The 18,833-nt window shown below is 65.3% G+C and carries 17 protein-coding genes; 13 read left to right on the top strand and 4 right to left on the bottom strand.

The genetic code is table 11. The annotated features are described in order from the left end of the window. The first annotated feature begins 12 nt into the window (after window positions 1-12). Window positions 13-363 (top strand): cupin domain-containing protein, encoded by a 351-nt coding sequence (locus PP4_RS10420; RefSeq protein WP_016499141.1) that lies wholly within the window; start codon window positions 13-15, stop codon window positions 361-363. A gap of 227 nt (window positions 364-590) precedes the next feature. Here the strand turns inward: PP4_RS10420 and PP4_RS10415 are convergent, their stop codons facing one another. Further along, a complete protein-coding gene (locus tag PP4_RS10415) occupies window positions 591-1,649 on the bottom strand; it encodes a GlxA family transcriptional regulator (protein WP_016499140.1) in 1,059 nt (352 codons plus the stop codon). A gap of 200 nt (window positions 1,650-1,849) precedes the next feature. On the opposite strand from PP4_RS10415, the gene PP4_RS10410 reads away from it, so the two are divergent. From PP4_RS10410 to PP4_RS10395, 4 genes are all read left to right on the top strand, one after another. After that, window positions 1,850-3,241, top strand: a complete 1,392-nt coding sequence (locus PP4_RS10410) for an NAD(P)/FAD-dependent oxidoreductase (RefSeq protein WP_016499139.1) — start codon at window positions 1,850-1,852, stop codon at window positions 3,239-3,241. A gap of 10 nt (window positions 3,242-3,251) precedes the next feature. Beyond that, entirely contained in the window at window positions 3,252-4,220 is a 969-nt protein-coding gene (locus PP4_RS10405; RefSeq protein ID WP_016499138.1) for an NAD(P)-dependent oxidoreductase, read from the top strand. Continuing rightward, a complete protein-coding gene (locus PP4_RS10400; protein WP_016499137.1) occupies window positions 4,217-5,668 on the top strand; it encodes an aldehyde dehydrogenase family protein in 1,452 nt (483 codons plus the stop codon). The genes PP4_RS10405 and PP4_RS10400 overlap by 4 nt, the downstream gene beginning before the upstream one ends. 221 nt (window positions 5,669-5,889) lie before the next feature. Then, entirely contained in the window at window positions 5,890-6,207 is a 318-nt protein-coding gene (locus tag PP4_RS10395) for a DUF2388 domain-containing protein (RefSeq protein ID WP_016487609.1), read from the top strand. A gap of 121 nt (window positions 6,208-6,328) precedes the next feature. Here PP4_RS10395 and glcC read toward each other — a convergent pair whose 3' ends face one another. Then, window positions 6,329-7,093 carry a transcriptional regulator GlcC gene (gene glcC, locus PP4_RS10390; RefSeq protein WP_016499136.1) on the bottom strand — a complete coding sequence of 255 codons (765 nt, stop codon included), beginning with the start codon at window positions 7,091-7,093 and terminating at the stop codon, window positions 6,329-6,331. Window positions 7,094-7,288: 195 nt separating this feature from the next. Here glcC and glcD point away from each other — a divergent pair, with 195 nt between their 5' ends. The 7 genes from glcD (at window position 7,289) to pdxR (ending at window position 15,849) form a co-directional block, all read left to right on the top strand. Further along, window positions 7,289-8,788 (top strand): glycolate oxidase subunit GlcD, encoded by a 1,500-nt coding sequence (gene glcD / locus PP4_RS10385; protein ID WP_016499135.1) that lies wholly within the window; start codon window positions 7,289-7,291, stop codon window positions 8,786-8,788. After that, window positions 8,788-9,840, top strand: coding sequence for a glycolate oxidase subunit GlcE (gene glcE / locus PP4_RS10380; protein WP_016499134.1), 1,053 nt, complete (start codon window positions 8,788-8,790; stop codon window positions 9,838-9,840). The genes glcD and glcE overlap by 1 nt, the downstream gene beginning before the upstream one ends. A gap of 9 nt (window positions 9,841-9,849) precedes the next feature. Further along, on the top strand, window positions 9,850-11,085 hold the full coding sequence (gene glcF, locus PP4_RS10375) for a glycolate oxidase subunit GlcF (RefSeq protein ID WP_016499133.1): 1,236 nt from the start codon (window positions 9,850-9,852) through the stop codon (window positions 11,083-11,085). Further along, window positions 11,078-11,476, top strand: a complete 399-nt coding sequence (locus tag PP4_RS10370) for a heme-binding protein (RefSeq protein ID WP_016499132.1) — start codon at window positions 11,078-11,080, stop codon at window positions 11,474-11,476. Before glcF ends, PP4_RS10370 begins: the two co-directional genes overlap by 8 nt. 140 nt (window positions 11,477-11,616) lie before the next feature. Beyond that, a complete protein-coding gene (locus tag PP4_RS10365; protein ID WP_016499131.1) occupies window positions 11,617-13,788 on the top strand; it encodes a malate synthase G in 2,172 nt (723 codons plus the stop codon). A gap of 206 nt (window positions 13,789-13,994) precedes the next feature. Next, the gene (locus tag PP4_RS10360) at window positions 13,995-14,333 is read left to right on the top strand and encodes a hypothetical protein (RefSeq protein WP_016499130.1); all 339 of its coding nucleotides are present in this window, start codon (window positions 13,995-13,997) and stop codon (window positions 14,331-14,333) included. Between the two features lie 82 nt (window positions 14,334-14,415). Beyond that, a complete protein-coding gene (gene pdxR, locus PP4_RS10355; RefSeq protein ID WP_016499129.1) occupies window positions 14,416-15,849 on the top strand; it encodes a MocR-like pyridoxine biosynthesis transcription factor PdxR in 1,434 nt (477 codons plus the stop codon). Here the strand turns inward: pdxR and PP4_RS10350 are convergent. Then, on the bottom strand, window positions 15,842-17,038 hold the full coding sequence (locus PP4_RS10350; RefSeq protein ID WP_041167680.1) for a cyanate transporter: 1,197 nt from the start codon (window positions 17,036-17,038) through the stop codon (window positions 15,842-15,844). The two genes, pdxR and PP4_RS10350, sit on opposite strands and share 8 nt — an antisense overlap. A 201-nt stretch (window positions 17,039-17,239) precedes the next feature. On the opposite strand from PP4_RS10350, the gene PP4_RS10345 reads away from it, so the two are divergent. Continuing rightward, entirely contained in the window at window positions 17,240-17,677 is a 438-nt protein-coding gene (locus tag PP4_RS10345) for a carboxymuconolactone decarboxylase family protein (protein ID WP_016499127.1), read from the top strand. Between the two features lie 129 nt (window positions 17,678-17,806). On the opposite strand, the gene PP4_RS10340 is transcribed toward PP4_RS10345, so the two are convergent. Then, the gene (locus PP4_RS10340; RefSeq protein ID WP_016499126.1) at window positions 17,807-18,817 is read right to left on the bottom strand and encodes an AraC family transcriptional regulator; all 1,011 of its coding nucleotides are present in this window, start codon (window positions 18,815-18,817) and stop codon (window positions 17,807-17,809) included. Between the last annotated feature and the right edge of the window lie 16 nt (window positions 18,818-18,833).

Below are 18,833 nucleotides of genomic sequence, written 5' to 3'. Positions count from 1 at the left end.
AGGAGCCTTTTCGTGAACCAAGTACTGACTGTCGTGCGCAATGCCCCCCTCGCGTCGCTGGGTGCCCCTGCCCCGGCCCGCCTGCCGATCGGTGAACCCGTCGCCCAGGCAGCCACCGCCCAGGACCAGACCGACGAAGCCGTCGGCGCCAGCATCGGCGTATGGGAAAGCAGCCCGGGTGTGTTCCGCCGGCACCTGAAAAACCGTGAGTTCAGCCACATTGTCAGCGGCTGGTGCACCTTCACCCCCGACGGTGGCGAGCCGGTAGAGCTGCGCGCCGGCGACGCAGTGCTGTTTCCGGAGAACTGCGAGGGTGTCTGGGACATTCGCGAAACCCTGCGCAAGACTTACGTGCTGTTCTAAGGAACAAATAGATGATCGAACGTATCAGCCCCGGCAAACGGACCAGCCGGATGGGGATGCAGGTCATCGGCCAGCTCTGACACCCACGCGGTCCCTGTAGGAGCGGCCTTGTGTCGCGATGGGCCGCAAAGCGGCCGCGGCAATCTGTGCTGAATGTGCGATCCTGGGGCTGCTCTGCAGCCCTTTCGCGACGCAAGGCCGCTCCTACACCCGACCGCGATAGCTTGTTAGGGCTCCGGGTCCAACCCCGCCTTGTCGCCATGCCAGTCAAACCGCTCCACTTCATGCCTGCGCTTGCGGAAGCTGTACGGCGTCTCACCGTACTGCTTGCGAAACCACAAGATAAAGTGCGACGCATCGGAAAACCCGCACGCCAACGCAATGGTGGTGATGTTCTGGCTGGTGTTCACCAGCAACCGCCGGGCATGGTCCAGGCGCAACTTGCGCCAGTAGTTGGCCGGCGGCTCCTGGGTATTAGCCACAAATTCACGGTGCAACTGCCGGGGGTGGGTGCCCACCGCTTCAGCCACGGCCTTGAGCGTCATCGAGGCATCCAGGTTGGCGCGCATGAAGCTGATCGCCCGCTGCACGCGGTCGTTCTGGTACACGCATTCGCTGGCCGTCTTGTCCTGCTCTTCGGCGCGCTCATCCACCAGCAGGTATTCCAGCCCCTTCTGCGCCCGCACTGCGCCGCAATGCCGGCGGATCAGGTTGGCCGCCAGGTCAATGGCCGTGCCGCCCGGGCAGGTGATGATGCCGCGGTCGTCCACGTAGCTCTTGTCGATCACCGCCGTGGCCAGTGGAAAACGCTCCTTGAACTCGTCACGCAAGGTGAAATGCAGCGCACAGCGCCGACCATCGAGCAGCCCGGCTTTGCCAAGCACGAACGACCCCGAGCACAAGGCAATTATCGGGATATTCGCCGCATGCACCTCACGCAGCGCATCCAGCAGCCAGGCCGGCGGGTTGCGAGTTTCGTCCAGCAGGCCACCGGCCAGCACCACATAGTCATACTGGGCAAACAGGTTAAGCGGCTTGGTCGGCGAAATGGGCATGCCGCAACTGGCGGTGATCGGCCGGTCGTCCAGCGTCATCCAGTCCCACTGGCAGAACACCTGCTGGCTGCGGAATGACTTGTCCGCAGCAAAGCGCAGCGAGTCCACCAAGCCCGCCACCGGCACCAGGGTGAAGTGGTTCATCAGCACGAAGCCTACCCGCAGTTCTGGCTTGACCTGCGCAGTGATGACGGGGGCTTTTACCGGTTCTTCTTGTTGTTCGGCAAACATGAACGCTGGCCTCGTGACATCCTTAATGGCGCCATTCTAAAGCGCGCCCTGCGTCCGTCATATCATATGCATCCCCACAAATAGGAAATGCGTGACAAAAGGCGGCGCCGTTCTATCAATTGTCATGGCTGTAATATCAGCGCACTCGCCCGGCTGAGCATCATGCAGGCACAAGACAAACATGCTCAGAGGCACCCCTCATGTACCGTGGATTCTGGTATGCCCAGGCGCTTGACCTGGACAACGACCTGGCCCCTGCCCTGCAGGACTCGATTCAAGCCGACGTGTGCATCGTCGGCGGTGGCTTCCTTGGCCTGTGGTCAGCTATCCGCCTGAAACAGGCGCACCCGGAAAAAACCATCGTCATCGTTGAGCGCGACCGCTGCGGCTCGGGTGCCAGCGGGCGCAACGGTGGCGTGGCCACCAACTGGTGGGGCAAGTACCTGTCGGTGCGCAACATCTGCGGTGATGTCGAAGCGCGGCGCATCTGCGAAGCCGCCGAGTCGGCCATCGACGAGATCGGCAGCTTCTGCCAGGAGCACGGCATCGACGCCCAGTACCGCAAGGACGGCTGGCTGTGGACGGCCACCAACCAGCGGCAGATGAACTCCTGGCGCGTGCTCACCGACGGCCTGCAGAAACTCGACGTAAACCCGTTCCAGGAACTGGACCGCCAGACCATTCGCGGGCGCGTCGGCTCGCCACTGGTGCTGGGTGGCATCTTCGACCCCAACGCGGCCACTGTGCAGCCCGCCATGCTGGCCCGCGGCCTGCGCCGCGTGGCACTGAAACTGGGCGTGCAGATATTTGAGAAATCGCCGTTCACTCACCTGCAGCGTGGCAAGCACCCTGTGGTGCACACCGCCAAAGGCCATGTAAAAGCCAACCACGTGGTGCTGGCGCTCAACGCCTGGGGCGCGCAATTCCCCGAGCTGCGCCGGATGATCGCGATCATGTCCAGCGACATGGTCGCCACCGCGCCGGTCAAGGCCAAGCTCGACGCCATCGGTTTCAGCGGCGGCGAATGCATGACCGACTCGCGCACCGTGCTCAACTACTGGCGCAACACCCCTGACGGGCGCGTGGTGTTCGGCAAGCCGCTGGGCCAGTTCGCCTATGCCGGGCGCATTGGCGACCTGTATGAAAAACCCTCGCCGGCCGCCGACAAGGTCGCTGCCGAACTGCGCCGCCTGTACCCGCAGTTGCAGGATGTACCGGTGGTCAGCAGTTGGACCGGGCCGATTGACCGGGCCATGAAGGGCCTGCCCAACTTCGGCTACCTCGACCATCACCAGACCGTCAGCTACGGCATCGGTTTTTCCGGCAACGGCGTGGCCACCACTGTGTTTGCCAGCCGCATCATCAAGTCGTTGGCCACCCATGCCAACGACGAGTGGGCCAACTGTGGCCTGGTCAACCAGAAGATGAAGCTGCTGCCGCCAGAGCCGTTGCGCTTCATTGGTGCGCACCTGGTACGCGATGCGCTGGTGCGCAAGGAGTCGCTGGAAGACCACGACCAGGACGCCGGCTTCATCACCCGCCAGCTTGTGGGCATGGCGCCCGCCGGTTACGTGCCCGCGCAGAAAAAATAAGGACAAGACCGTGAGCGAACATATCGTCTTCCTTGACGACGAAGGCCTGGCGCCTTCCACCCGCCTCAAGCGCCCCGACTGCGATCACAGCTGGCAGCAGTACGCCTACACCCACCCCGACCAGGTGTCGGAGCACCTCAAAGACGCGACCGTGGCGCTGACCTGCAGCGTGCCGCTGCGCGAAGAGCACTTGCGCCAGTTGCCCAGGCTGAAGATGATCTCGCTGGCCCTGACCGGCCGCGACATCGTCGATGTCGACTACTGCGAAGCCCACGGCATCGAAGTGTCGAGCGTACCGGGCTATGCCGCCAACACCGTGGCCGAGCACAGCCTGGCGATGATCCTTGAGCTGTTCCGCCGCCCGGCCGCGTTCACCCGCCTGATGCGCCAGGTGCATGCCGGCGACAAGCCGTACCAGAACATCTACTTCAACCACCGCATCCGCGATGTGCGCGACAAGCAGTTGGCAATCATCGGCAGCGGCCCGATTGCCCTGCGCCTGGCACACCTGGCGCGGGCATTCGGCATGCAGGTGCTGTTCGAAGACCGCGGCGGCAAGCGCCAGGGCGCCGATTGCCGGCCGCTGGCGGAGCTGCTGAAAAGCTGCGACGTGCTGTCGATCAATTGCCCGCTCACGCCAGAAACCCACAACCTCATTGATGCGGGGCAACTGGCATTGATGAAGCCCGATGCCATCGTGGTCAACACCGGCCGCGGCGGCGTGGTAAACGAAGCGGCGCTGATTCAGGCGCTGCAACAGGGGCGCCTGGGCGGTGTGGCGCTGGATGTAGTGGAAGTGGAGCCGCTGCACCCCAGCAACCCGTTGTTCGACCTGATCGACCGCGACGACTTCCTGCTCAACCCGCACATCGCCTGGAGCAGCGAAGACGCCATGCAGCAACTGATGGACAGCGCCGTGGACAACATCAGCGACTTCGTCGCCCGCCAGGTTTCTGAAAAAAGGATTCGCACCGCATGACCCTTGCCACCAAAAGCAGCTACGTCGATGGCGCCTTCGTCCCGCTCGGCAGCAGCGCCGACGTCCTGGAAAACCGCAACCCGTCCAACCCGGGTGAAGTGATAGAGCGCTTCGAACGCGCGGATCAGTTGCTGACCGAGCGGGCCATCACCGCTGCCCGCCGCGCGCAACCGGCGTGGGCGCGCAGCAACCCGCAGCAGCGTGCCGACGCGCTGGATTTCATCGGTACGGAAATCCTCGCCCGCCGCGAACAACTGGCAACCCTGCTTGCCCGCGAAGAAGGCAAGGTGCTGCGCGAAGCCCTGGGCGAAGTGGAGCGTGCCGGGCGCTCGTTCAAGTTCTACGCCCAGGAAGCGCTGCGTGCCGAAGGCGAGAAGTACCAGTCAGTGCGCCAGGACGTGGGGATCGATGTGTTCACCCAACCACTGGGCGTGGTCGGCATCATCGCTCCGTGGAACTTCCCCATCGCCATCCCGGCGTGGAAGATCGCCCCGGCGCTGTGTTTTGGCAACTGTGTGGTGTTCAAACCGGCCGAACTGGTGCCATCCTCGGCCTGGGCGCTGGCCGACATCATCTCCCGCGCCGGTTTGCCGGCAGGTGTGTTCAACATGCTGATCGGCCCGGGCCGCAGCGTCGGCGATACCATCATCCGTTCGCCGTTGGTCGATGGCATCAGCTTTACCGGCTCTGAGCATACCGGCCGGCAAATTGCCCGGCTGGCCGCCGAAGGTATGAAGAAAGTGCAGCTGGAGATGGGCGGCAAGAACCCGCTGATCGTGCTGGACGATGCCGACCTGGAACAGGCAGTGGAGGTGGCGCTGAACGGTTCGTTCTACAGCACCGGCCAACGTTGCACCGCCAGCTCGCGGGTGATCGTGACCGAAGGCATTCATGATGCCTTCGTCGCACGCCTGGCCGAACGCACCCGCGCACTGGAGGTAGGCGATGCGCTACAGGCCAGCACCGACATCGGCCCGGTGGTCGACAGCCGGCAGCTGGAGCAGAACCTGGCGTACGTGGCCGCCGGCCTTGAACAGGGCGCGAAACTGGTGTGTGGCGGCGAGCGGATCGACAACCTGGCAGGGGCGTACTTTTTCACTCCGGCGCTGTTTACCGAGGTGACGCCGGACATGCGCATCTACCGCGAAGAAATTTTCGGGCCGGTGCTGAGCGTACTCAAAGTGCGTGACCATGACGAAGCGTTCGCTGCCGCCGAGGACACGGCGTTTGGCCTGTCGGCCGGTATCGTCACCACCTCGCTGCGTCATGCCGAACATTTCAAGCGCAACAGCTCGGCGGGGATGGTGATGGTCAACTTGCCGACTGCCGGGGTGGATTATCACGTGCCGTTCGGGGGGAACGGGGCATCGAGCCTGGGTTCGCGTGAGCAGGGGACGCATGCACGGCAGTTCTTCACCCGGGTGAAGACCACCTACCAGTTGGCCTGAACGGGCCGGGGGGCTGCTGCGCAGCCCAATCGCGACACAAGGCCGCTCCCACACAAGGTCCTGCGTATGCCGATCCATGTGGGAGCGGCCTTGCGTCGCGATTGGGCCGCATGGCGGCCCCGACAATCTCCAGCCCGCAAAGGGAACTACCTGCACTGCTCGGCTCTCTTAAGCACTGAGTGGTTTATTTCCCTGTGCTTCACGCTACTGGAGAACACGTCATGCGCCACCTACTCCTCGCCCCTGCGCTGCTGCTCCTGCTGCCTGCCGGTGCTGCCCTGGCCCGCGTCGATGCGGGCGACGTCGCCACCTCGGCCGGTGTTTCCGCTTCGCTGTATTCGACCTTCAAGGACGACAAACGGATCATCCCGGCCCGTGACGAGCTTTCGGCTTTCGTCGCCAGCGGCGGTGCGATCCGTGGCGCCTATGTAGAGTCGGCGCTGGAACAGGCCCGCAAGGATCATCCGGGGCTGCAGGCCAATGATGAAGAGCTGGCCAGGGCTATTCTTTCCCAGGATGACCGTATAGCCGATCATTGAAGTCAGCCAGTACCGGCCTCTTCGCGGGTAAACCCGCTCCCACAGGGACTGCACAGCCTTCAGATCTAGTGCGTTTCCTGTGGGAGCGGGTTTACCCGCGAAGAGGCCGGCACAGGCGACTTCACCCCCAGCCATCCATGCGCATGGTCGCCCTGACCAGGCGCTGCTCTTCCTGTTCGATCTCCCGCAAACTGTCGCGTATCCCGTTGATATGCTCACGCGCCGCCCGCTGCGCCTGCTCCGGCAGTTGCTCCATCACCGCGTGATACAGCCGCGCATGCTGCCGATCAATCTGCCGTTTCTGCGCAGGGCGGCAATACAGGTTGTTGACCGATGCAAACACGGTGCTCAAGGTCAGGTCACTGAGCGATTGCAGGGTATGTACCAGCACCGGGTTGTGCGACGCCTCGCTGATCGCCCGGTGGAAGGCATGGTCACGGCGGGCGTGCTCACGGGCGTCCAGCGCCTCTGCCGCCTCGTGGGCCGCCAGCATTTCTTCATAACGCCGGCGAATCAGCAAGCGGTCGACCTCGGTGGCGCGTAACGCCGCCAGCCGCGCCGACTCGGCCTCCAGCAACGCCCGCACCTCCAGCAGGTCGAACAGCGTGCGTGGCTGCGAGCTGAACAGGTGCATCAACGGTGTGGTACCCGCCTGCCCCGTCAGGTCGGCAACGAACGAGCCTCGCCCCTGCTCGGTGTCGATGATGCCGCGCCCACGCAAAATGCGTAGCCCTTCGCGCAGGGCCGAGCGTGAACAACCCAGCTTATCTACCAACCGCCGCTCCGAAGGCAGGGCCTGGCCCACCTTCAGCACGCCATCGACGATCAGCCGCTCCACCCGCTCGGCCACCTGGTCGGCGACCTTGGCCTTGCCATCAGTAACCACTGCGCACCCTCCTGCTGGTAGGACCAGTTAGACCACCTGCCCCAATCTAGCCGGGTAAACCCATCAATCACCAGTACCCGGAAGAAAAACTGGTAGGACCAGTGCCTGCCATGCTCGACCACTGCTGCTGGCACGCGCAGGCTGCAACGGTGACCGCTTTGCCAACAACAACAAAAACCGTTGCCGAGTGAGCCGATGAATATCCTGTACGACGAACGCGTCGATGGCGCGCTGCCCGCCGTGGACCAGGCAGAGCTGCTGCAGGCACTGCGAAGTGCCCTGCCGGACCTCGATATCCTGCACCGCGAAGAAGACCTCAAACCTTACGAATGCGATGGCCTGTCGGCCTATCGCACGGTACCGCTGCTGGTAGTACTGCCCGAGCGCCTGGAGCAGGTGCAGACGCTGCTCAAGCTGTGCCACCAGCGCGGTGTACCGGTGGTCGCGCGTGGCGCCGGTACCGGCCTGTCGGGCGGTGCCCTGCCGCTGGCCAAGGGTATCCTGCTGGTGATGGCACGCTTCAACCGTATCCTGGAGGTCAACCCGCAGGGCCGCTACGCCCGTGTGCAGCCCGGCGTACGTAACCTGGCCATCTCCCAGGCCGCCGCACCCCATGGTATGTACTACGCACCAGACCCCTCCTCGCAAATTGCCTGCTCCATCGGTGGCAACGTCGCCGAGAACGCAGGTGGCGTGCACTGCCTGAAGTACGGCCTGACCGTGCACAACCTGCTCAAGGTGGACATTCTCACGGTCGAAGGGGAACACCTGACCTTGGGCAGCGATGCCCTGGACAGCCCCGGCTTCGACTTGCTGGCGCTGTTCACTGGTTCTGAAGGCATGCTCGGCATCGTCACCGAAGTCACCGTTAAACTGCTGCCCAAGCCTCAGGTGGCAAGGGTGCTGCTGGCCAGCTTCGACAGTGTCGAGGACGCTGGCCGGGCGGTGGCCGAAATCATCGCCGCCGGCATCATCCCAGGCGGCCTGGAAATGATGGACAACCTGGCCATCCGCGCTGCCGAAGACTTCATCCACGCCGGCTACCCAGTGGACGCGGCGGCCATCCTGTTGTGCGAACTGGATGGCGTGGAGGCCGATGTGCACGACGACTGCGAACGGGTGGCCGCCGTGCTGACCCAAGCCGGCGCGCGCGAGGTGCGGCTGGCCTGCGACGAGGCCGAGCGCGTGCGCTTCTGGGCCGGGCGCAAGAACGCCTTCCCGGCGGTGGGGCGCATTTCCCCGGACTACTACTGCATGGACGGCACCATCCCCCGCCGTGAACTGCCGCGGGTGCTCAAGGGCATCAGTGACCTGTCCAGCGAATACGGCCTGCGCGTGGCCAACGTGTTCCACGCCGGCGACGGCAACATGCACCCGCTGATCCTGTTCGATGCCAACCTGCCCGGCGAGCTGGAGCGGGCCGAAGCCATCGGCGGCAAGATCCTCGAACTGTGCGTGGCGGTGGGCGGCAGCATCACCGGCGAGCACGGCGTAGGCCGCGAAAAAATCAACCAGATGTGCGCGCAGTTCAACAGCGATGAAATCACCTTGTTCCACGCGGTCAAGGCCGCCTTCGACCCCCAGGGCCTGCTCAACCCCGGCAAGAACATTCCCACCTTGCACCGCTGCGCCGAGTTCGGCGCCATGCACGTGCACCACGGCCAACTGCCGTTCCCCGACCTGGAGCGCTTCTGATGAGCATGAACCGCGACATCAGCCAGGCCCTGCTGGAGCAGGTCAACCAGGCCTTGAACCTGGGCACGCCACTGCGTATCCAGGGCAGCAACAGTAAGGCCATGCTCGGCAACCCGGTGGCCGGCGAAGTACTCGACACCCGCAGCCACCGTGGCATCGTCAGCTACGACCCGACGGAACTGGTGCTCACCGCCCGGGCAGGCACACCGCTGCGCGACATAGAAGCAGCCCTGCACGAGGCTGGCCAGATGCTGCCCTGCGAACCCCCACACCTGGGCCCCGAGGCCACCTTGGGCGGCATGGTCGCGACGGGCCTGTCCGGCCCCAGGCGGCCGTGGGCCGGGTCGGTACGTGACTACGTGCTCGGCACACGGGTGATCACCGGTCACGGCAAACTGCTGCGCTTTGGTGGCGAGGTGATGAAGAACGTGGCCGGTTACGATGTATCTCGGCTGATGGCGGGCAGCTTTGGTTGCCTGGGGTTGTTGACGGAGGTGTCCCTGAAAGTGCTGCCTCGGCCGCGCGAATGCCTGAGCCTGCGCCTGCCGATGGGCTGCCACCAGGCATTGGAAGCGCTGGCCGAGTGGGGGCAGCAGCCACTGCCGATCAGCGCCGCCTGCCATGACGGCGACGCGCTGTACCTGCGCCTGGAAGGCGGTGAAGGCTCGGTGCAGTCGGCACGCCAGCGCCTGGGCGGCGATACCCTCGACAGCGGTTTCTGGAGCGACCTGCGCGAACAGCGCTTGGCGTTCTTCAACGACCCTGCGCCGCTCTGGCGCTTGTCACTGCCCAACGCCACCGGCGAGCTGCACCTGCCCGGCCGGCAACTGATCGACTGGGGGGGCGCCCAGCGCTGGCTGAAATCCAGCGCACCGGTGCAGGCGATTCGCGACCACGTCGCCAAGGTGGGTGGCCACGCCACCTGCTACGCCCCCGGTGCAGCCAGCAGCGCGCCCCTGCCCGCCGCATTGATGCGTTACCACCGCGCCCTCAAGCAGCAGCTCGACCCCCAGGCGGTATTCAACCCTGGCCGCCTGTACCCGGACCTGTGAGGCCAGACCATGCAAACCAACCTGAGCGAAACATCCCGCCAGCTGGCCCGCGCCGACGAAGCCGAAAGCATCCTGCGGTCCTGCGTGCACTGTGGTTTCTGCACCGCCACGTGCCCCACCTACCAGCTGCTGGGCGATGAACTGGACGGCCCGCGCGGGCGTATCTACCTGATCAAGCAGATGCTCGAAGGCGAGCCGGTAACCGCCAGCACCCAACTGCACCTGGACCGCTGCCTGACCTGCCGCAACTGCGAAACCACCTGCCCATCCGGGGTCAGGTACCACGACCTGCTGGACATCGGCCGCGCCGTGGTCGAACAGCAGGTACCGCGCCCGCTTGGCCAGCGCCTGCTGCGCCAGGGCCTGCGCGCGGTGGTGCCGCGCCCGGCACTGTTCAAGGCCCTGACCCGCGGCGGCCAAGCCCTGCGCCCGCTGTTGCCGGCCACGCTCAAGCGCAAGCTGCCGGCGCGGATAACCCCACCCGGCCAGCGCCCGACACCGCGCCATGTACGCCGGGTGCTGATGCTGGAAGGCTGCGTGCAGCCGGCACTGTCGCCCAATACCAATGCCGCCGCCGCACGCCTGCTGGACCGCTTGGGCATCAGCATCGAACCCATCCACCAAGCCGGCTGCTGTGGCGCGGTGGACTACCACCTCAATGCCCAGGAGCAAGGCCTGCAACGTGCACGACGCAATATCGACGCCTGGTGGCCAGCCATCGAAGCAGGCGCCGAGGCCATCGTGCAAACCGCCAGCGGCTGCGGCGCGTTCGTGCGCGACTACGGCCACCTGCTGGAGCACGACCCGCGCTACGCAGCCAAAGCAGCAAGGGTCAGCGCCCTCTCCCGCGATCTGGTAGAAGTATTGCGCGATGAGCCGGTCGAGCAACTGGGCCTGTGCGCCGAACAACGCCTGGCCTTCCATTGCCCCTGTACGCTGCAACACGCCCTGAAACTGGGGGGCGCGGTAGAGGCGCTGCTGACGCGCCTGGGCTTTACCCTGACCCCGGTGCCGGACGGCCACCTGTGCTGCGGCTCGGCTGGCACCTATTCGCTGACCCAGCCGGCGCTGTCGCTGCAACTGCGTGACAACCGCCTCAACGCACTGGAAAGCGGCAAACCGCAAGTCATCGCCACCGCCAACATCGGCTGCCAGGCCCACCTCGATGGGGCCGGGCGCACGCCAGTACGGCACTGGATCGAAATCGTCGAAGCAGCCTTGAACCCGGAGACCCCTCATGCATAGCAAGTTCGTTATCGGCCAGGCCGAAGTCGCCCGTGTGCTGACCGCCGCCCGCCAGGAAGCCCTGGCTCAACACTGGAACGTGACCATCGCCGTGGTCGACGACGGTGGCCACCCCCTGGCCCTGGAGCGCATGGATGGTTGTGCGCCGGCCAGTGCCTACATTGCCGTGGAAAAAGCCCGGACTTCCGCGCTGGGGCGCAAGGAAACACGGGATTACGAGGAAATGGTCAACGGTGGCCGTACCGCATTCGTCACCGCACCGCTGCTGACCAGCCTGGAAGGTGGCGTGCCATTGCGAGTGGATGGCCAGGTGGTGGGTGCCATTGGCGTGTCCGGGGTCAAGTCCGAACAGGATGCCCAGGTGGCCAAGGCTGGGGCGGCTGCCCTCTGAGTCCTGTAGCGGCCTCTTCGCGGGCTTGCCCGCTCCCACAGGTCCCGAACCCACGCAGTAACTGTGGGAGCGGGCAAGCCCGCGAAGAGGCCCGCACAGGCAACTGATTTCCCGAAGAAAGACAATCGAGCGGACAGACAATGCCAAACCACCAACTCCAGATCGCCCCCACCCTCCAGCGCTTCATCGAAGACGAAGTCCTCCCCGGTACCGGCATCGAAGCCAACGCCTTCTGGCAAGGTTTCAGCAACCTGGTCCACGACCTCGCCCCGCAAAACCGCGCCCTGCTCGCCGAACGCCAGCGCCTGCAAACCGAGCTGGACAACTGGCACCGCCAGCACCCCGGCCCGATCCACGACATGGCCGCCTACCAGCACTTCCTGCAGGGCATCGGCTACCTGGTCGACGCCCCCGAACACGTGCAGATCAACACCGCCAAGGTCGACCGCGAAATCGCCGTGCAAGCCGGCCCGCAGCTGGTCGTGCCGCTGAGCAATGCCCGCTACGCCCTCAACGCCGCCAACGCCCGCTGGGGTTCCCTCTACGATGCGCTGTACGGCACCGATGCCATTGCCGAAACCGCTGGCGCCGAACGCGGCCAGGGCTACAACCCGGTACGCGGCGCCAAGGTGATTGCCTATGGCCGGCAGTTCCTCGACGCTAGCGCCCCACTCGACGGTGCGTCACACAGCGACGCCAAGGCCTATGCGATCAACCAGGGTACGCTGCACGTGACGTTGGCCGACGGCCGCCAGGTCGGGTTGCAGAATCCAGCACAACTTCATGGCCACCAGGGTGAGCCGAGCACACCCACGGCGATCCTGTTGCAGCACCACCGGCTGCATTTCGAAATCCGAATCGACCCGACCAGTGCAATCGGCCAACAGGACCTGGCCGGGGTCAAGGACATCGCCCTGGAAGCCGCGCTGACCACCATCATCGACTGCGAAGACTCGGTAGCTGCCGTGGATGCCGACGACAAGGTCAACGTCTACCGCAACTGGCTGGGCCTGATGAAGGGCGATCTCAGCGAGCAGGTCAGCAAAGGCGGCAAGACCTTCAGCCGCACCCTGGCCGCCGACCGCCAGTACCAGGGTGCAAACGGCCACCCCCTGACGCTGCCGGGCCGCTCGCTGCTGTTCATCCGCAACGTCGGCCACCTGATGACCAACCCGGCCATCCATGACCGCGATGGCCGGGAAATCCCCGAAGGCATCCTCGATGCCGTGGTCACCAGCCTGATCGGCCTGCACGATCTCAAGCGCCGCGGCAACTCCCGCGAAGGCAGCCTGTACATCGTCAAGCCGAAGATGCACGGGCCGGCCGAAGTGGCCTTCGCCGACCAGCTGTTCGGCCGTGTCGAGGCCCTGCTGGGCTTGCCTGCGCATACCCTGAAGATGGGCATCATGGACGAGGAGCGGCGCACCAGCGTCAACCTCATGGCCTGCATCGCCAGTGCCGCATCACGGGTGGTGTTCATCAACACCGGCTTCCTGGACCGCACCGGGGACGAGATGCACAGCGCCATGGAAGCCGGCGCCATGCTGCGCAAGGGCGACATGAAAGGCAGCGCCTGGATCCAGGCCTACGAACGCAGCAACGTGCTGGTCGGCCTGGCCTGTGGCCTGCGCGGCAAGGCGCAGATCGGCAAGGGCATGTGGGCCATGCCTGACCTTATGGCGGCCATGCTCGAACAAAAGGTTGCCCAGCCAAAGGCCGGTGCCAACACCGCATGGGTACCGTCGCCCACTGCCGCCACGCTGCATGCGCTGCACTACCACCAGGTAGACGTCGCCGCCGTGCAACAGGCGCTTGAACAGCTTGACCTGGGCGCCCAGCGCCAGGCGTTGCTGCATGACCTGCTGAGCATTCCGGTCAGCCCCGAACGGGCGTGGAGTGCCGCAGATATCCAGGCCGAGCTGGACAACAACTGCCAAGGCATCCTCGGTTACGTGGTGCGCTGGGTCGAGCAAGGGGTCGGCTGCTCCAAGGTGCCTGACATTCACGATGTGGGCCTGATGGAGGACCGCGCCACCCTGCGCATTTCGGCGCAGCACATTGCCAACTGGCTGCACCATGGGGTGGTGGATGACGAACAGGTCGAAGCGAGCCTGCAGCGCATGGCCAGGGTGGTCGACCAGCAGAATGCCGGGGACCCGGCGTATCGGCCGATGGCGGCCGGTTTCGAGGCATCGCATGCCTTCCGCGCTGCGCGGGAGCTGGTGTTCAAGGGGCGTGAGCAGCCGAGTGGCTATACCGAACCGTTGTTGCATGGCTGGCGGTTACGCTTCAAGCAGGAGGTTCAACGCTAGATGAGGCTACGCGTCCCCAACACGGGATCGGTGCAGGCCGGCGAAGTTTGCCGCCGGCCTCTACCACCTGCCAGTCAAGGGCGGTAGTTCGGCGCATTCAGAAATTTCCCACAGCCCTCTCGGAAGCGTCCTACTTGCTGCCTCTGCACGCAGAAAACAAGATCGGTGCTGGACAACGCAAGGTCGCGATCCAGAGGAGGTTCCGTATGCACCTGTACGCCCGCTCCATTGCCGAACTGCGCAGCAGCCTGCGCGAAATGCTGACCCATGACATCAGCAACCCCGACGAAGACCCCCACCTGTCGGGGGTGATGTTCTTCTGCGCCACCGACGAGCACTCTCGGCAACTGATCGAACGTATCGAGTTGCTGGCCAGCGAGGTGTTCTTCGACCCGAACGGGCGGGCCATTACCGAACACCTGAAAGCTGCCGCAGTGGATGGCGTGCGTATCAAGCGCAACCGCCAGGCGCCAGCGGACGAGACAGTGATCCGCATCGCGGTGGCGGACAAGGGCTATATCACCGTGAGCACCGCCCGGTTCTGAGCATTTTGGGGCTGCTTTGCAGCCCCATGCCCTTCCCTGTCCAATCCGCTATCCTGAGCACTCCCCCGCTCCGGACCACCCCATGGAACTGCACATTCGCCTGGAAGGCCGCAAAGGCCTGGCCGATCAGCTTTACCAGCAACTGCGCGCCGGTATCGACAGCGGCCACCTGGCCGCTGGCACCCAACTGCCGCCCACCCGACTGCTGGCAGAACAACTGGGCGTATCGCGCAAGACCGTGGCCGAGGCCTACTCACGGCTGACCTACGACAACCTGCTCAGCGGCGTGGTCGGCCGTGGCACGTTCATCACCCCGCGCCAACCACTGCGCAACCATGAGTCCGCCAGCATTCCCCTGGCCGGTGCCGCATCCCTCGAACGCTGGCAGCAGCGCGCCACCGTGCTCGCCCAACGCCAGCTGCAAACGCCCTCGCGCTATGACTTTGTCGGCGGGGCATCGAGCAAGTCGCAGTTCCCGTTCGACCAATGGCGCAGCTGCCTGAATTACGCCCTGCGCCGCAGCCAGCGTCACCCCGAACGGCAGTTCCAGGCGCAGGGCCTGCCGGAGCTGCGCGAAGCTATTGCCCACCACATCGCCTACGCCCGCGGCGTGCACTGCAGCGCGGCCGACCTGCTGGTGTGCAACGGCGCCCAGCAAGCGCTGGACCTCATCGCCCGGGTACTGGTCGAGCCAGGCTGCCAGGTGGCTATGGAAGACCCCGGCTACCCGCCGGCACGGCAACTGTTCCTGGCCCTCGGGGCACGCCTGCAATCGGTGCCGGTGGATGATGAAGGCCTGTGCGTGGAGCAGATCGCCGACGGCACCCGGCTGATCTACGTAACACCCTCGCACCAGTTCCCGCTGGGCATGCCCATGAGCGAGCCGCGCCGGCATGCCCTGCTGGCGCGAGCTGCCGGGTTGGGCGCACTGATCATCGAAGATGACTACGACTGCGAGTTCCGCTACCACGGGCCAGCCTCGGATGCCCTGCAGCGCCTCGACCGGCATGGCCTGGTGGCCTACGTGGGGACCTTTTCCAAAACCCTGCTACCCGAGTTGCGGCTGGGTTATGCCGTGCTGCCACCAGCCGTGCTGCAGGCCGCCTGCGTGGCAAAGCACCTCAGTGACTGGCACAGCCCGACTTTGCTGCAGTGGGCGTTGGCGCGCTTTTTGGGCGAAGGCCACCTGAACAAGCACATCCGCCGCTGCCACGAGGTCTACAGCGCTCGCCGCGAGCGCATCCTGGCGCGCCTGGGTGGCGACCTGGCACCATGGTTCAGCCCAATCCCCGCCAGCGCCGGGTTTCACCTCAGCGCCTTGGCTGCGCCCGGGGTGGATGTGGAACTGCTGGCCAACCTCGCACGCAAGGTAGAGGTCGGCCTGTATTCACTGGCGCCATTCTTCAGCGAAGCGCCGGCGCGCCCGGGGCTGTTGCTGGGCTTCGGCGCCATCGAACTGCTGGACATCGACCCGGCACTGGACCGGGTGCGCGATACCCTGCAACGCCTCAGTTGACTGGCACGGGCTTGCCTGTTGGGGCTGGGCGCGCGATGGCTGCGGCATAGCCACGCGGGTTGAAGCAGGTGGTCACCAGCAGCATGGCCAGCACCGTCACGGTGAGCAGCGTCCACGACGCCTGGAAGTCGCCACTCATGTCACGCAGCCAGCCGGTGATATACGGCACGATACCGGTGATGATGAAGCCGATGCCCTGCACGAACGCCGCCAGGCTGCCGGCCTCGGCGGGCGTCTTCAGGTGCTCCAGGGTCAGCGTCAGGCTTTGGCTGAAGCAGGCGCCCAGGCCAAAACCGATCATCGCAACCCACAGCCCCGAAGCCTGCGTAGGTGCCAGCAGCAGGCCGAGGAAGCCGGACAGCTGGATTGCCAGCGCCAACCACAGGCCTGGGCGGCGGTCAGCCCAGCGCCGCAGCAACAGCGGCAAGCCCAGTGCACCGGCTACCTGGAAGACCGTCATCAGGCCAACCAGGTCTGCGCCGCCCTGAGCGCTGCCGCCGTGCTCGATGTGGTACGCCGGCAGCCAGGCCACCATGCTGGTATAGCCGCCATTGATCAGGCCGAAGTACAAAGCCAGCAACCAGGCCCGGCGCGTGCCGAACCAGTGCCCGCCAGCGGCCCCGACCAGCTTTGGCGGCCCCTGCCGAGGCCGCAGCACGGCCCAGGCCAGCAGCGCCAGCAGTGCCGGGATCGCCCACAGGCCAAGGCCGACCTGCCAGTGGCCGAAGTGGCCGCTGATATGCGGGCCAAGCACGGCGGCCATGCCGCCGCCACTCATCAATGCCGCCGAGTACAAACCCATAGCCCCCGCAAGGCGGCTGGGGAACCAGCGGTTGACCAGCCCCGGCATCATGCCCTGCACCACCGCCACCCCCAGGCCGGCGACCACAGCACTGGCAATCAGCGCCCAGGCGCTATCTAGTTGCAGTCGCCACAGGCAGGCCAGCGCAATGGCCGCCAGGCCTGCGAGCATGCCGCCGTGCTCGCTGATCCAGCGTCGCAGCCACGGCTGCAGCAACGGCACCAGGCCCATGCACAGCACCGGCAACGCCGTCAGCAGGGCGGCCTGCTGGTAGCCCAGGCCGGTGCTGGCGCGCATGGGTTCGAGTAACGGGCCGATACTGGTCAGGATCGGCCGCAGGTTCAGCGCCAGCAGAATCACCAGCAACAGGTTCAAAGCAGCTCTCATTGTGCATCGGTTCTCTGGTAGCAGGACCGGGCCATTATCCCGGCTTGCCAGCCCTGGCAGAAATGAAGAGATTGGATGCTTGTCAGTGGCCACCTGAATGGACGATTGGCCTCCGGCTTATGTGTGCAATTGGCTATCGGGGAGGCCAGAAGGCAGCGCTACAGTAGAGCCATTCCCACCCCACACCTTTTGGAGACAGCCATGCACAACCGTATCGAATGGGCCAAGCACGCCCCGGAAGCCTACAAAGCCATGGTCGGCCTGGAACAGGCCCTGGCCAAGAGCGGCCTGGAAAGCTCCCTGCTGGAGCTGGTGCGCCTGCGGGCCTCGCAGATCAACGGCTGCGCCTACTGCGTCAACCTGCACGCCAACGATGCACGCAAGGCCGGTGAGACCGAAGCACGCTTGCAGACCTTGAGCGTGTGGCGCGAAACCGCCTACTTCACCCCGCGTGAACGTGTGGCGCTGGCCTGGGTCGAGAGCCTGACCCGCCTGCCGGAGCGTGGGGCACCGCAGGGGGAATATGAAGCCTTGCAGGAGCACTTCGAACCGACCGAAGTGGCCAACCTGACCCTGGCGATTGCCACCATCAATGCCTGGAACCGCTTCGGGGTCGGGTTTGCCATGGTGCCGGCCTGATCATTCATTGATCGCCGTACCGGCCCTATCGCCGGCAAGCCAGCTCCCACAGATACTCCACAAACCTCGAATATCATGGGGGACATGTGGGAGCTGGCTTGCCGGCGATAGGGGCCGTACAGGGAACAACTAACGCCCGGCCAACCGCGCCCTATAGCTGCCGGGGCTCTGCCCGGTCCACTTCTTGAACGCCCGGTGAAACGCACTCGGCTCCTGGAACCCGGCCTGCTCGGCTATCTCGGCAATGCTCAACACCCCCTCGCGCAACCGCTCGAAGGCCATCGCCCGGCGCACCTCATCCTTGATCTGCTGGTACGACCGCCCTTCCCGCTCCAGCTGCCGGCGGAACGTACTGGCACTGATCCCCTGCAACTGCGCCAGCGCCGCCAAGGTCGGCCACTGCCCATAGTGCCGGGCGCGCAAATGCCGGTACACCTGCGCCACCAGTCCGTTCTGGTTGCGAAAACGGATCACCAACCCCTGCGGCGCACTGCGCAGAAAGGTTTTCAGGGTCGCCAGGTCCTGCACCACTGGCAAACGCAGGTAGGCGCTGTCGAACTCCACTTCGGTACGCCCGCTGCCCAGGCGCAGGTCCGGGCCCCACAACAGCAGGTCGTCGTCCTGGGCCGGGCGCGACACGGCCAGCTCGGTGCGGTCGATGGCGATGCGCCGCCCGGCCAGCCAGCACAACATGCCGATCATCAGCACCAGGTAGGTTTCCTCGGCATACACCCGGGTCAGTGGGTCGGCGATGTTCGACTGCACGCTGATCAGCGCGCGCCCAGCGCGCACCGTCAGGCTGCCGCGCAGGTCGCGCAGGAACAGGCCGAAGCCACCCAGGCACTGGCGCAAGGCCTTTTCCAGGTTTGGTTCAAGGATCAGCCCCCGGCAAATCAGGGCGAAACTGCCCAGCGGCATGCCATGGCTGTCGAGACGGAAGAACTCGTCGTCCAGCCGCTGAATCTGTGCCAACCACAGCTCGGAGAAGGCCTTGGCCGGTACGCGTGCCTGGGGCTGTTCGAGCAGTTGCGGGTCGATGCCCACGGCACGCAGCTGCGCATCACGCTCGGCTGGGCAGTCGCGCAGGGCGTGGAGCATGGCATTGAGAAAGTACACGGCGACCGAATCGCTATCGCGCATGGTGGTTTTCGCTGTC

This window comes from Pseudomonas putida NBRC 14164 (genome assembly GCF_000412675.1).
GTDB classification, from domain to species: Bacteria; Pseudomonadota; Gammaproteobacteria; order Pseudomonadales; family Pseudomonadaceae; genus Aquipseudomonas; species Aquipseudomonas putida.
The sequence above is the reverse complement of the archived record's forward strand: the minus strand, read 5'-3'. Positions and strand labels throughout refer to the sequence as shown.